The 13,714-nt window shown below is 64.7% G+C and carries 7 protein-coding genes, 1 tRNA gene and 2 pseudogenes; 5 read left to right on the forward strand and 5 right to left on the reverse strand.

The window, feature by feature from the left end:
• Positions 1 to 177: 177 nt before the first annotated feature.
• From AAF143_RS11185 to AAF143_RS11200, 4 genes are read left to right on the forward strand one after another with little or no spacing between them, the layout of a single operon-like run.
• Entirely contained in the window at positions 178 to 954 is a 777-nt protein-coding gene (locus tag AAF143_RS11185; protein ID WP_414027034.1) for a hypothetical protein, read from the forward strand.
• Positions 876 to 7,145 carry a YDG domain-containing protein gene (locus tag AAF143_RS11190; RefSeq protein ID WP_414027035.1) on the forward strand — a complete coding sequence of 2,090 codons (6,270 nt, stop codon included), beginning with the start codon at positions 876 to 878 and terminating at the stop codon, positions 7,143 to 7,145. The genes AAF143_RS11185 and AAF143_RS11190 overlap by 79 nt, the downstream gene beginning before the upstream one ends.
• The gene (locus AAF143_RS11195) at positions 7,142 to 8,758 is read left to right on the forward strand and encodes a hypothetical protein (protein ID WP_414027036.1); all 1,617 of its coding nucleotides are present in this window, start codon (positions 7,142 to 7,144) and stop codon (positions 8,756 to 8,758) included. Before AAF143_RS11190 ends, AAF143_RS11195 begins: the two co-directional genes overlap by 4 nt.
• 23 nt (positions 8,759 to 8,781) lie before the next feature.
• Positions 8,782 to 9,789 (forward strand): CHAT domain-containing protein, encoded by a 1,008-nt coding sequence (locus AAF143_RS11200; RefSeq protein WP_414027037.1) that lies wholly within the window; start codon positions 8,782 to 8,784, stop codon positions 9,787 to 9,789.
• Positions 9,790 to 9,890: 101 nt separating this feature from the next.
• On the opposite strand, the gene AAF143_RS11205 is transcribed toward AAF143_RS11200, so the two are convergent.
• Positions 9,891 to 9,967 (reverse strand) — tRNA-Met (locus tag AAF143_RS11205).
• A gap of 58 nt (positions 9,968 to 10,025) precedes the next feature.
• Here AAF143_RS11205 and AAF143_RS11210 point away from each other — a divergent pair.
• Positions 10,026 to 11,045 carry a DUF475 domain-containing protein gene (locus AAF143_RS11210; RefSeq protein ID WP_255010282.1) on the forward strand — a complete coding sequence of 340 codons (1,020 nt, stop codon included), beginning with the start codon at positions 10,026 to 10,028 and terminating at the stop codon, positions 11,043 to 11,045.
• Here the strand turns inward: AAF143_RS11210 and AAF143_RS11215 are convergent.
• The 4 genes and pseudogenes from AAF143_RS11215 to AAF143_RS11230 all read right to left on the reverse strand — a co-directional run bounded on the left by AAF143_RS11215 (position 11,042) and on the right by AAF143_RS11230 (position 13,609).
• Positions 11,042 to 12,027, reverse strand: a pseudogene (locus AAF143_RS11215) (asparaginase). The gene AAF143_RS11210 and the pseudogene AAF143_RS11215 overlap by 4 nt on opposite strands.
• A gap of 43 nt (positions 12,028 to 12,070) precedes the next feature.
• A complete protein-coding gene (locus tag AAF143_RS11220) occupies positions 12,071 to 12,577 on the reverse strand; it encodes a CGLD27 family protein (protein ID WP_255010286.1) in 507 nt (168 codons plus the stop codon).
• A 7-nt stretch (positions 12,578 to 12,584) separates the two neighbouring features.
• Positions 12,585 to 12,983: a ribosome silencing factor gene (gene rsfS / locus AAF143_RS11225; protein WP_255010287.1), complete on the reverse strand. Its 399-nt coding sequence runs from the start codon at positions 12,981 to 12,983 to the stop codon at positions 12,585 to 12,587.
• Positions 12,976 to 13,609 (reverse strand): annotated as a pseudogene (locus AAF143_RS11230) (DUF3318 domain-containing protein). Before AAF143_RS11230 ends, rsfS begins: the two are co-directional and overlap by 8 nt.
• Positions 13,610 to 13,714: the final 105 nt, after the last annotated feature.

The following is a 13,714-nucleotide window of genomic DNA, read 5'->3' on the forward strand; positions in this document are numbered from 1 at the left end:
TTCGTCGACCTCGTCGCGCAAAATGCTTCCAGCGCAGGAGCATCAAGCGACGCCGACTGGATTGCGGGCGCGGACGTGCCGCAAAATGTCGTTCTTGTTACCAGTGCAGGTCAATTTTGGCCTGTTCGGGTAGGTCGGTCCTGGAACTCACAATTACTATCAGCGCTTGGCCTGCCTATGGCGCTTAACGTGCTACTCAGCTACCTGCCCCCCAGTCGCTGGTCGCTGCTTCGATCGAGTTCCAAGATCACTGGCCTCGCGGTCGGTCTTGCCGCTCTCCTGGCCGGCGTTCCGGTTTCAGCGGGCGAGGTGAGCGCCACCGGCGGCGCCCTGGGCCTGGGCACTGCGGTGAATGGGATGGCGGGCGGCAGCTGCGCATCGGGCCTGTGCCAGGTGGGCGGCGGCACGGCGGCGGGCAGCAACCTTTTTCACCGTTTTTCGGCCTTCGACACCCGCGGCGGCATCACGGGTGTGAACTTCGCCACCGGCGGCGCCTCGAACGTGTTCGTTGGGGTGACCAGCCCCCTGGGCAGCTTCATCGACAAACTTGTCTCGTTCTCTAGCCCCGGCAACCTGTTCTGGCTCTCCCCGGGCGGCATCGCCATCAGCGGCGCCGGCGGTTTCGCCAACATCCAGCAGCTGAACCTCAGCACCGCCACCGGCTGGCGGCTGGGCAATGGGGTGTTCGATGCGGCCGGCACCACCGCCGGCCAGGCGGCGTTGCTCAGCGGCGCTCCCCTGCAGGGGGCGGCCGGAGCTCTCACCGATCCGGCCAGCCTGGCGGCGATCGGCCTGCAGAACAACGGCGATCTGAGCCTTTCCGGCGGCCTGCTCACCGTCGACCAGAGCCTGCTGCTCGATGCCCAGGGGGCAACGTGCTGCTGCAGGCCGCCGGGATCCAGGCACCCAGTATCACGATCAACGGCCACTCCGTGCTGCAGAACACGGCCCTGAGCGCCAGCGGCGCCAACGGCGGCTCGGTCACGATCGCCGCCGCGGGTTCGGTGGTGAGTGGGGCGCCGATCGAGGCCAAAGGCGGCAGCGGCGCCGGCGGCAGCCTTTCCATCACCGCTGGCCAGGCGGTGGTGCAGAGCGCCGGCGCACTGCTCGACGTCAGCGGCGCCAGTGCTGGCGGCTCGATCAGCGTGCAGGCGGGCAAGAGCCTGTTCACATCAAGCACCGCCTCAGCCCTGGGCACGGGCGCTGGCGCCAAGGGCGGCACGATCGAATTCAGCGCCCCTACAGTGCATTTGGCGGCGGCCCAGCTCGATGCCAGCGGCAGCGGCGGTGGCGGGGCCGTGCGCGTGGGCGGCGGCTTCCAGGGCCAAGCGCTGAGCCTGGGCGGCGCCAACGCCAGCAGCACCACGGTGACCGCCGCCAGCAGCCTCAAGGCCGATGCCACGGATCTGGGCAACGGCGGCCAGGTGGTGGTCTGGTCGGAGCAGAGCACCAGCTTCCGCGGCTCGGTGAGCGCCAAGGGCGGCCCCAATGGCGGCGACGGCGGCGTGCTGGAGGTCTCCGGCAAGGAACAGCTCCTGTTCGGAGGCATGGGCGATGCTTCGGCGCCCAAGGGCACGCCGGGCAGCCTGCTGCTCGATCCGAAGAACATCGTGATCGCGGCCGATGCCATTGGCTACGACGTCACCCAGCTGGTGGACCCCAACCCCGGAATCAGCGACAACTTCGCCCAGGAGGTGACGGTGCTCAGTAGCGGCAACATCGTCGCTACCGATCCCTTCGACGATGCCTTCGGCATCGATGCCGGCGCCACCTACCTGTTCAACGGCAGCACGGGGGCCTTGCTCTCCACCCTCTCAGGAACGCTCCCCAACAACCAGGTGGGCAGCGGCGGCGTCACCGCGCTCACCAACGGCAACTATCTGATCTACAGCCCCCTGTGGACGGGCAACTCGCTGACTAGCCAACTGGGTGCCGTCACCTGGGGCAGCGGCACGAGCGGGATCATTGGAGCCGTGTCCAGCTCCAACTCGTTGGTGGGCAGCCAGGCCTTTGATCAGGTGGGCATTGGCCGCATCACGGAGGTGGGCAGCGGCAACTACGTGGTGCGCAGCTACAGGTGGGCCAACGGGACGGCCACGAATGCCGGTGCTGTGACCTGGGGCAGCGGCACCAGCGGCATCAGCGGTGTGGTCAGTGCGGCCAACTCGCTTGTGGGCTCGGCCACCGGTGATCTCGTGGGCAGCGGTGATCTGGCCGTACTGAGCAACGGCAACTACGTGGTGGCCAGCCCGCAATGGGGGAATACGGGCTCTGGTGCACTGGGTGCCGTCACCTGGGGCAGTGGCTCTAGCGGAATCATTGGAGCCGTGAGCAGCACCAACTCGCTGGTGGGTAGCTCCTTCGGTGACGAGATGGGGAGTGGCGGGGTGATCGCTCTGACCAACGGCAATTACGTCGTCATCAGTCCGAATTACACAATACCCGCTCCTCTTATTACAACTGCTTTTTTCCCGTCAAAACCCCGTGCGGGTTCAGTCGCCCAGTTTGATGGATCTACCGGTTTAATTTTTTCAGGCCTCGTCGGCAGCCAAGCCGAGGACCAGGTGGGCAGCGGCGGCATCACCGAGCTCAGCAATGGCAACTACGTCGTTGCAAGCCCCAAGTGGGCCAACTCAGCAGGTAGCAGCCTCGGTGCTGTGACTTGGGTCGACCCGCTGGCGGGTGGAAATCAATCTGTGAATAGCAGCAACTCCCTGATTGGAAGCAGCTTTGGAGATTCCGTGGGCAGTGGCGGCGTCACCGCTGTCAACAACGGCAACTATGTGATCAGCAGTCCCGATTGGGACAACAGCGGTGTCTTCAACGCTGGCGCCGTTACCTGGGTCAATGGCAGTAGCGCGGCTAGCGGAACACCGAGTTCAGCCAATTCCCTGGTAGGGAGTTCCCCGAACGACCGGGTCGGCGGTTCCGGCATCACGGTTCTGACGAATGGCAACTACGTCGTGGAAAGCTCCAGCTGGAGCGGAAGCACCCTGACCAGTCAACTGGGAGCCGTCACCTGGGGCAGTGGCACGACCGGCATCAGTGGTGTTGTCAGCTCTGGGAACTCCCTCGTTGGAAGTACCATCTTCGACATCGTAGGCAATGCCGGCATAACGACCCTGACCAACGGCAACTACGTGGTGGCCAGTTCCTTCTGGGACAACGGCACCGCTATGGATGCCGGAGCGGTCACATGGGGCAATGGCAGCCTCGGGAGCAGCGGTGTGGTGAGTGGCATCAACTCACTGGTGGGCACCAGTACCAACGATGCCGTGGGCTCTGACGGGGTGACCGCCCTGATCAACAACGGCAACTACGTGGTAGCCAGTTCCTCCTGGGACAATGGCACCAATGTGAACGCCGGAGCGGTCACCTGGGCCAATGGCAGCAGCGGCATCACTGGTGCGGTGAGCAGCAGCAATTCCTTGGTGGGAAGTACCAGTGCTGATCAAGTCGGCATTGGAGGCATCACGGCTCTCGCCAATGGCAACTTCGTGGTAAGCAGCTTCTACTGGAGCAACACTGCAGCCAGCAGTTCCCCCTCCTCCGAAGGAGCGGTGACGTGGGGCAACGGCAACAGCGGCATCACAGGTGTGGTGACAAGCAGCAATTCACTCGTAGGCCTACAGGCGAATGGCTACTACGGCAGGGTTTCTATCTGCTCGGATGGCTGCTTCTACATCTCAGGCATCAGTGCGCTGAGCGGTGACCGGTTCGTGATCAACAGCAACTCCTACGGCACCGGCGAAGGACTGCTGCAGATCGCTACGGCCAATGCCCTCACCAATCCCTTCAACTTCTCCAATTCCCCAGGCAGTGATGTCGGGATCAGCCCCGCCCTGATCACCGCCACGGCCAACACCGGCACCGCCGTGGTGCTGCAGGCCAACAATGACATCACGCTCAGGCCAGGCTCGGACATCGTCATCGACAACCCTGGCGGAACGAGTGGATCGGCCCCCGGTGGCAACCTCACCCTCCAGGCCGGGCGCTCGATTGATCTGCAATCCAGCATCAGAACTGATGGTGCCAACCTCACCCTCATCGCCAACGATCCCGCCGCCATTTCCACCTTCCGCGATGCCGGCCTGGCGACGGTCACCATGGCGGCGGGAACCAGCATCGACCTCAACACCAACACCGCCGGTGCCGCTGCCGGTGCGTTGTATCTGAGCCAGTTTTCCTCCACCCTGGGAGTGCCACCATCGGCTGGGGTGGTCAGCCTGACGGACATCACCGCGGGCCTGATCACCGTGGATGCCCGGGATGGGCTCAGCCTCAACGGTACCTTGAATGCGCTCAGTAACAGTCCACTGACTGGCTTGCCCAATGCGGGCCGGTCGCTGGTGCTCTATGCCGGCGCAGGCTCGTTCCTGAACCCTGGCGGTTCAAGTGCCCTCAACTCACCCAACGGTTGGCTTGTCTATGCGGATTCGCGCTCTACGGATGCCAACTTGCTCAACTACGACTTCAAGCAATACGGCAAAACCTTCGACGACACCACACCGATTGCAGCCGCCGGCAAAGGAGTGATCTACGGATTCACCCCCGCCCCACTCACGGTCAGCTTGGTGAATGCCTCCACCAAGAACTACGACAGCAACGTGGATGCCCCGATCAGTGCAGGCAACTATCTCGTCAGTGGGGCGATCGATGGCGACACCGTTCAACTCAATAACCCCGTGCTTGGCGCATACACAACCGCCGGCACCGGTGTGGGCGTAAAGGATGTCGGCACAGGCAAAACCGTCTCCGTCGCTGGTGTCGCCCTTGCACCCACCCAGATCGTTTACGGCTACTCGCTGGCCAGCTCAACGGCTACGGGAGTGATCGGGGGAATTACAGCCAGACCATTGACGGCCACGTCGATTAACTCAGGCAACTCGACCTATGGATCGCCCCTGAGTCCTGGTGCCGTCAACCTATCGAACATTGTCGGAACTGAACTGGTCACGGCTTCCGCCTCCGTCAACACAGGCGCCCTCAGCACAAGCGGCAACCCCATCTTTGGTGCCTACACACAGTCCGCCAGCGCAACACTCTCTGGCGCTGATGCCAATAACTACTCCTTCTCTGGTTTCACAACAACAACGCCCAACTACAACATCAACAAGCTCGCGCTCTCAGGCGCTGCCATTGCCGCGAGCAGCTCCATCTACGGCTCGGCGCTCGTTCCAGGCGCCGTCAGCTTCTCCAACATCGTCGGCCTTGATGCCGTCGGCTCCAGCGCCTTCGTCAATACAGCCGCCCTCAGCACGAGCAATAACCCCGTCTTTGGCTCCTACACCCAGAGCGCCTCTGCCCTGTCCGGCGCTGATGCCGCTAACTATTCCTTCTTGGGCTTCACAACAGCCACTCCCAATTACTCCATCGGCAAGCTCGCCCTCGCAGGGCCGGCCATCGCCGCTGGAACATCCATCTACGGCTCCGCCCTCGCTCCAGGTGTCGTCAGCTTCTCCAACATCGTCGGCCTTGATGCCGTCGGATCCAGCGCCGCCGTCAACACAGGCGCCCTCAGCATCAGCAATAACCCCGTCTTTGGCTCCTACACCCAGAGCGCCTCTGCCCTCTCCGGCGCTGATGCCGCTAACTATTCCTTCTTGGGCTTCACAACAGCCACTCCCAATTACTCCATCAGCAAGCTCGCCCTCGCAGGGCCGGCCATCGCCGCTGGAACATCCATCTACGGCTCCGCCCTCGCTCCAGGTGTCGTCAGCTTCTCCAACATCGTCGGCCTTGATGCCGTCGGATCCAGCGCCGCCGTCAATACCTCAACTCTCAGCACAAGCGGCAACCCCATCTTTGGTGCCTACACACAGAGCGCCAGCGCCACACTCTCTGGCGCTGATGCCGCCAACTACTCCTTCTCTGGCTTCACAACAGCCACGCCCAACTACAACATCAACAAGCTCGCTCTCTCAGGCGCTGCCATTGCCGCGAGCAGCTCCATCTACGGCTCGGCGCTCGTTCCAGGCGCCGTCAGCTTCTCCAACATCATTGGCCTTGATGCCGTCGGATCCAGCGCCGCCGTCAATACCTCAACTCTCAGCACAAGCGGCAACCCCATCTTTGGCGCCTACACACAGTCCGCCAGCGCAACACTCTCTGGAGCTGATGCCAATAACTACTCCTTCTCTGGTTTCACAACAACAACGCCCAACTACAACATCAACAAGCTCGCTCTCTCAGGCGCTGCCATTGCCGCGAGCAGCTCCATCTACGGCTCGGCGCTCGCTCCAGGTGCCGTAAGCTTCTCCAACATCATTGGCCTTGATGCCGTCGGATCCAGCGCCGCCGTCAATACCTCAACTCTCAGCACAAGCGGCAACCCCATCTTTGGCGCCTACACACAGTCCGCCAGCGCAACACTCTCTGGAGCTGATACTAATAACTACTCCTTCTCTGGTTTCGCAACAACAACGCCCAACTACAACATCAACCAACTCGCCCTTTCCGGCGCCTCAGTAATCGCCGAGAACAAGGTGTACAACGGCAGAACCGCGGCCACCCTGTCTGATACCAGCCTTGGCGGACGGTTGCCCGGTGACGTCGTAGTACTCAATAGTGGCGCCTCGACCTTCTCCGATCCCAACGTCGGCACAGGAAAGACCGTCACGGTGTCTGGTGCGGGGATCTCCGGCACCGATGCCGCCAACTACAGCCTCACCAGCGTTCCTACCACCCTCAGCGCCGACATCAGCATCCGCCCCGTCGCCACCTGGGTCGCCAGCACGGCGGGGAACTGGAGTGATTCAGCCAACTGGGATGCCCTGCCCAGCGCCGCCAATGTGGCGTCCGTGAGGATCCCCGTCGGCAGCGGCGCTCTCACCTACGACGCCGCCGCCGGCAGCACCACCCTGCAAAGCCTCTTCAACGACCAGAGCCTCAACCTCACTGGTGGCTCCCTGGCGGTGAGTGGTGCCACCACCGTGGGCACCGGCGCCAGCCTGGGCCTCAACGGCGGCAGCTTCTCCACCGCCTCGCTGCTCAACCGGGGGCTGGTGAATGGCAGCGGGCCGCTGGCGCTCAACGGGAGCTACACCGAGAGCGGCGGCAGCCTCGGAACGGGCTTCTCCAGCGTCTCGATCACCCAGACCAGTGGCGACCTCAACCTCAGGGGGTCGGCGCCGTTGGGCCGGTGACCCTCAGCAGCCTGGCCGGTGGCCTCAATCTCAGCGGTGCGGTGAGTTCGGCCGGCGGCACGATCAGCCTCAGTGCCAGCGGCGCCACTCAGCTTGCCGCCGGCTCCTCGCTCACCAGTCCCGGCGCTCTGATCTCCGTCAACAGCAGCGGTCCCCTGTCCCTACTCAGCGCCCGCATCGATGCCAGCGGCGCCAGTGCCGGCGGCACCGTGCAGCTCGATGGCAGCAGCATCAGCCTCGCCAGCACCAGCTTGAACACCTCCGGTACCAACGATGGCGGTGCGATTCAGATCGGCCTCAAGGCCCTGCCCAGCAACGTCACCATCAGCAACTCCAGCCTGATCGCCGATCCACCGGCCCTTGGCGGATCGATCACCATCGACGGCGTCAACATCGCGATCAGTGGCTCCACCCTCAACGTCTTTGGACTCAGTGGCGGCTCGATCGTGCTGGGCTCAGGCAACACCGCCACCTTGAGCCTCGATGCCTTCACTTCGCTCGTAGGGGGCAGCGGCGCCTCCTTCAATCTTTTCGGCGGCTCGATCCTCAACAACGCCAGCATCGTGGGCGGCAAACTTTTCGTGAACGGGGTGGCCGTGGGCAGCTCCGCGCCCCTCACCAGCACAACCATCCCCCTGCTCGTCACCTTCCTCCAGACGATTGATCCGATTCAACCCGGCCTGATCGATTCCACCACCGACTACTCCGACCCTGGTTCTCCACTCGTGACCCAATGGGAACGACTGGGCATCGATCCACTCACCATCACCCTTACCCAGTCCCTGTTCCTTTTCTCTGATGCCTTCTTGTATCAAGACGAGGCGATCACTCCTATCTGGGATTGGGCACGCTTGGATCTATTCAATGAACGTTCTCAACGATCTCTCTACGACATCACCCTTACGGTCGATCGTGACCTGGATCGTCTCGGAACCTCCTTCCAGCAAGATTCCTTGGTCTACATCATGCTTTTGCGCGAAGCGACCGGTGCAGCACCAGGAGTTACCACTGCTGAGATCAAGGTACCGTCAGGTGGCACCGGCCTCGATGAAACAGCTTTCTATCTGAAACTCGAGCAACAGCTGTATCCCTCCCAGGCCTTCGCCGGCCGTTGGCCCGAAGGCTCGCTGCTGAGCCTGTCGGCCAATGCATTCGGTCTGTTTGATCGGGCTGTGCAACAACTCACCCCCTTCAGGTGCAGGATCAGTTCAACGCCGATGAGCAGCGGGCGATGGAAGAAACCGCCGCTAAGTTGGGTCTCGATCCCACCGACGGCCAAACCGTGCCGACCCCTCCCAGTTGCAGCAAAGTTTGCGCGACGTGATCCAAGCGGTCCGAGGAAGGATTCGAGCAGGCCAACCATGAACCACCCCAACTCCCACCGACCAAGCCGTTCCCTGGCCGTCTCGCTGCCGTTGCTGCTGGGCTTAGCCCTGGCGACCCCAGCGGCGCAGGCGACGCCGCCAGGCGCCGCTGCACAGCTGCTGGCCCGTTCATCCGAGAGCACCTCCCCTTCAACTCGGCCCTGTACAACCCGGCGATCCTGCGCATCGGCTTCAGCGAAGCCAAGGGGAAAACCGCCAGTCCCCAGGCGGATGCCTTCCTCGATCTGACCTTGATTCCACCGGATGGAGAGGTGCAGGGCTCCCGCAGTGAGGTGTCACTCAAGCGCTTCAACGAGCTGCTGCGCAAGCTCTACGGCCAACTGGCGAGTCAATCGCCGCTGGATGTCAACGATCCGAACTCACCGGCTCGGCAGCTGTATTCGATTCTGATCCAGCCGATTGCCGCGCAGCTGCAAAAGCAAAAGATCACCACGCTGCTGATCTCCGCCGATGCGGGGCTGCAGGCTGTGCCCTATGCCTCCCTCCACGACGGCCAGAGCTACCTGGGTGAGCGCTATGGCCTTGGCATGACGCCGGCCCTGGGGCTCACCAAACTGGCAGTGCTGCCCGAGAAAGCCCAACCGCAACTGCTGGCGGCCGGGGCCTCCGAGTTCGTGGGCCTCAATGCCCTGCCTCTGGTGCCCCAGGAGCTCGACCGGGTGGGCAAGGGCAAGGCGAACCAGAGCTTCCTCAACAGAAGCTTTACGCCCCAAGTGCTGCTCCAGAAGGCGGGCGATCCACTGATCGATCGGGTGCACATCGCCACCCACGCTGAATTCCTGCCCGGCGGGCCAGCGGCAGCTCGCCTCTACTCAGGCACCGGTCCGATGTCCCTGCGTCAGTTATCCCAGCTGCGCCAACGCCGCGGCGAGGGTCAGCTGGATGTGTTCAGCCTCAGCGCCTGCCGCACCGCCCTCGGCGATGCCGACAGCGAACTGGGTTTCGCGGGGTTGGCGCTCCAGGCGGGATCCCGCAGTGCGCTCGGCAGCCTCTGGTACGTCGACGATGTGGCCACATCGGCGCTGTTCGTGCAGTTCTACCGCTACCTGGACCAGGGCCTTCCCAAGGCCGAGGCGCTGCAATTCACCCGGCGCGCCATGGCGAACGGCCGGATGCGCCTGGTGCGCGATCAGGTGATCGGGGCCGGGGGCGATGTGCTCCTCTCCAAACTGACCACGTCCCAGCAACGTCGCATCAGCACAGGTCTGCAGCACCCCTTCTTCTGGGCGGGCATCCAGTTGCTGGGAACGCCTTGGTAAACGCAGCCGGCCCGCAGCTCAGGCCAACAAGACGCCAACAAAAAACCCCGGCCAAGGGCCGGAGGGTTGACGTGAGGGCGCCGATTGACGACCTCTGAAGTTGGTGGCGGGGAGGAGATTTGAACTCCTGACCTTCGGGTTATGAGCCCGACGAGCTACCAGACTGCTCTACCCCGCGTCGCCTCAAAGATCGTATCCCTCAGGGGTACCCTTCGGCAATCAACTGAGCCAACGGCATGGCCCGCTACTTCCAGTACGTGCGGTTCCCCCTGCTGTGTTGCCTGATCGGCCTGGGGGCCGTGCTGGTCTCCCGCGGCCTCACCGCCGCCTGGCTCACCCTGGTGCTGCTGGCCCTGGAGATCAGCCTCTCCTTCGACAACGCCGTGGTCAACGCGCGGGTGCTGGAAGAGCTCACCCCCGGCCAGCAGCGTTTCTTCCTCACCTGGGGGCTGGTGATCCCGGTGTTCGGCGTGCGCTTCATGGGTCCGCTGCTACTGGTGGCGTTGGCGGGTGGCGTGGGCCTGGGGGAGGCCTTCGATGCCGCCATGCATCATCCCGACCACTACCGTGAGCTGCTGGAGCTGGCCGAACCACGGATCCTGGCCTTCGGCGGGATGTTCCTGCTGATGGTGTTCCTGCGCTACTTCTTCGATGAGGCCAAGACTCTGCACTGGGTCCAGCGGCTGGAGGCCAGGCTGGCCCAGGCAGGGCGGATCGAATCACTGGAGGTGGCCCTGGCCCTGACGGTGCTGCTGGCCGTGGCCCTGGCCCTCCCCAGGGAGCTGCGCGGCGATGTGCTGATCAGCGGCCTGGTGGGCCTGGTGCTGCAGATCCTCAGCACCTCCCTGGCCCAGTTCTTCGGCGGCGACGAGGCGGCCATGGGACGGCTGGCCGCCCATGGCGGTGTGGCCAGCCTGATCTACCTGGAGCTGCTGGATGCCTCCTTCAGCCTCGATGGCACGATCGGCGCCTTCGCGATCACCAACCAGCTACCCCTGATCCTCACCGGCCTGGGCCTCGGCGCCCTGTTCATCCGCTCGCTCACGGTGCTGCTCACGCGCGAGCGCGCCCTGGACCGGCTGATCTACCTCGAGCACGGCGCCCACTACGCCATCGGCGCCCTGGGCTTTTTGATGCTGGCGGGGGTGGTGATCGCCCGCTGGGGCCTGCATGTGCCCGAATGGCTCAGCGGCCTGATCGGGGTCGTGTTGCTGGCGCTGTCCCTGTGGGATTCCCTGCGCCAGGCCCGCTCCTAGCGGCTCGCGGCGGCGTCGAAGCGCAGCTCCCCCACCACCTCCAGGCGCACGGCCTCGCCGGGCACCAGAAAACGCTGCTCCAGCTCCTCCAGGCTCAGCGGGGTGAGCCAGTCGAGCTGGCGCAGCACATGCAGCGCCACGGCGTGCTTCGCGCGGCTGGCCCCATCGATCACCTTGATCGCGACCCCCATGCCCTCACCGACGCGGCTGAGGCATTGGATGCCCTCGGCGCCACCCTTGCTCACCACCTGGCCGTGGCCGCGGCGCATCAGTTCGGTGTCGAAACGGCCCTCACCGGCGATGAGCTCGGGGTGGGCGAGCATCGCCCGGCTGAGGCGTTCCAGGTCGGCCTGCTCGGAGGCCCCCAGATGAGCAAAAAGTAGGGCCATCTGGGCCAGCTGCAGTTGCAGGGTGGGGGCGCCGCAGTCGTCGCGGGCGGTCACCAGCTCAGCGCCGGGCATGCCCAACAGTTCGCCCACCCGCTTGAGCAGCTGCTGCTGCAAGGGGTGCTCCACCTGCAGGTAGCTCTCCAGGGGCCAGTGCAGCCGCCGGCAGGCGGCCAGGAACGCGGCGTGCTTGCCGGAGCAGTTGTGCTCCAGGGGGCTGGTGCCGCCGGGGGGATCGGGCACTGCAGCTGCTCCGTCTCCAGATCGGCGCTCCAGAGCAGCTTGAAGGCTTCGCGGGCGTGGGCAGGGGTGCCCGCATGGGAGGCGCAGGCGATCGCCAGGCCGCGATCATCGGCGCCGGCCCCATCGGCGGCGCCACTGCCCACATAGACCTGCGCCTGGAACGGCTTGAGCGCCGAGCGCACAAAGCTCAGCAGCTGGGGATCTCCGGCGCGCATCAGCACCCGGCCGCGCTGGTCGCAGACCACCGCATGGGCCCGGTGCACCGATTCGACGATGCCGCTGCGCAGCACACGCACCTCCAGAGGAGGGACGCCGGAGCGCTGGGGAGTTCCGAAGCTGGAGGACAGGGTCATCGGCGCGGCGTGGGGGATGACCCCCGATCGAACCGGAAGCCTCTCAGAAAGCCTGACAGAGGCCGGTGCCGAGCAGCAGCAGCAACGCCAGCACCGCCAGGGCCAGCTCCAGCCGGCGCATCACCGGAGCCACCTGGTGGCGGGCCACCAGCAGATCCCGCTGGCGCCAGGCCAGGGGTTTCTCCCACTCCTGGCCGTCGTACCAACCGGATTCCTCGTAGGCGATCCGCTCGCTGCGCAGGCGCAGCAACAGGTGCCGCCAGCCCAGCCACTGGCGCACCAGCAGGGCGAGGGGCATCAGCACGGCGCCCAGGGCGGCGATGGCCGTCAGGCGCAGGGGATCCTGGCGCAGGGCCCAGCTGCCGCTGGTCACCAGCAGGGTGAGCGGCAGGGCGGCCCACCAGCTCACCAGCAGCGGCCGCAGCAGGGAGCGGGAGCTGGTGGCGGGCCAGCGGAAGAACCAGGAACGGCAGAACTGGTCGTACTCCTCCAGCGGTCGCTGCTCCGGTGGCACCGGGCAGAGATCATCGATGAGGATGTTTTCGGCCACAGAGCCCTCAGCCCGGAAGGGCGCCCTCGGGGTTCACGCTGGCCGAGCTCAAGCTGGCGGTGCTCACGAAGGGCACCTTCTCCCCATGGCCCCAGAAGGCCTCCAGGTCGTAGTAGCTGCGCTCCGACGGGGTGAGCACGTGCACGATCAGCTCGCCGTAATCCAGCAGAAGCCAGCGCCCCTCGGTCTGACCCTCCTTGCGCAGGGGCAGGCGGCCGGCCTCGGTTTCGAGGCGATCCTCCACCGAGCGGGCGATCGCCCGCACCTGCACATCCGACAGCCCGCTGGCGATCACGAACCAGTCGGCCAGGGAAGACACCTCGTCCACCCGGATCAGCAGGATGTCGACGGCCTTGCGGTCATCACAGGCTTCCGCCGCCAGCTGGGCCAGCTCCCGGCTATCCATAGACGTTCTCGCTGGTGACCGACTGGCGGCTTCCCTGCTGCTGGGCCATCTCGGCGCGGGCCTTGCCGGCGCTCTTGCGCAGGGCCTCGAGGCGATCTTCATAGAAGGCCCGCTTCTTCTTCTTGCGGCTCTGCTCCACCAGCTCCTTGAGGGCGCCCCCAGGCTCTTGTAGGCATTGGGCAAGGTGTAACCAAAACGGGTGGCCAGATCGATCGCCCGCTCGTCGGCACCGATGGCGTCCGCCAGGCGCTTTTCGGAATTGTTCTTGAGATACAGGCGGTAACCGGCAGAAGCCTGAAAGCCCCGCCGCCAGCACCAGCAGCAGGCCGTCCTGGACCCAGAGCTCGCCGATCGCCCCCCAGGCCGATGGCCAGGGCCGCCATCTCCCAACCGTCGCGGGGCACGGCATCGTTCTGGACCCGGCCCACCTCGTGCCAGAAGAGCAGGTTGCGGTGATCCAGGGCCAGCTGGTCCCATTTCTCCAGATCCACCTGGATTTCCACCTCATCACGGCCGATCTCCTCGATCGTGATCAGCGGCAGGTCGGCGGCGGCGGCGGCTTCCACGAACACCCAGCTCTGCATCTCAGGAGGCAGCAGCCCCTTCAGGCGCTGGAGTTCGCTCATGGAACGTTCGTCAGAATGGATATTGGACCAGATTAGCGACCACAGGGGTGGACTCGCCCGGCAGCGGCCGGTGCCGCGATCAACCATGAGAGGCTGGGCAGGTTT

Source organism: Cyanobium sp. ATX-6F1, from assembly GCF_047395825.1.
In the GTDB taxonomy this organism is placed as follows: Bacteria; Cyanobacteriota; Cyanobacteriia; order PCC-6307; family Cyanobiaceae; genus ATX-6F1.

Coding starts and splice junctions, on each gene's coding strand:
- AAF143_RS11185 (WP_414027034.1), top strand. CDS start 178: ATGGCGCTTAACGTGCTACTCAGCTACCTGCCCCCCAGTCGCTGGTCG.
- AAF143_RS11210 (WP_255010282.1), top strand. CDS start 10,026: ATGGCCCGCTACTTCCAGTACGTGCGGTTCCCCCTGCTGTGTTGCCTG.
- rsfS (WP_255010287.1), bottom strand. CDS start 12,983: ATGGATAGCCGGGAGCTGGCCCAGCTGGCGGCGGAAGCCTGTGATGAC.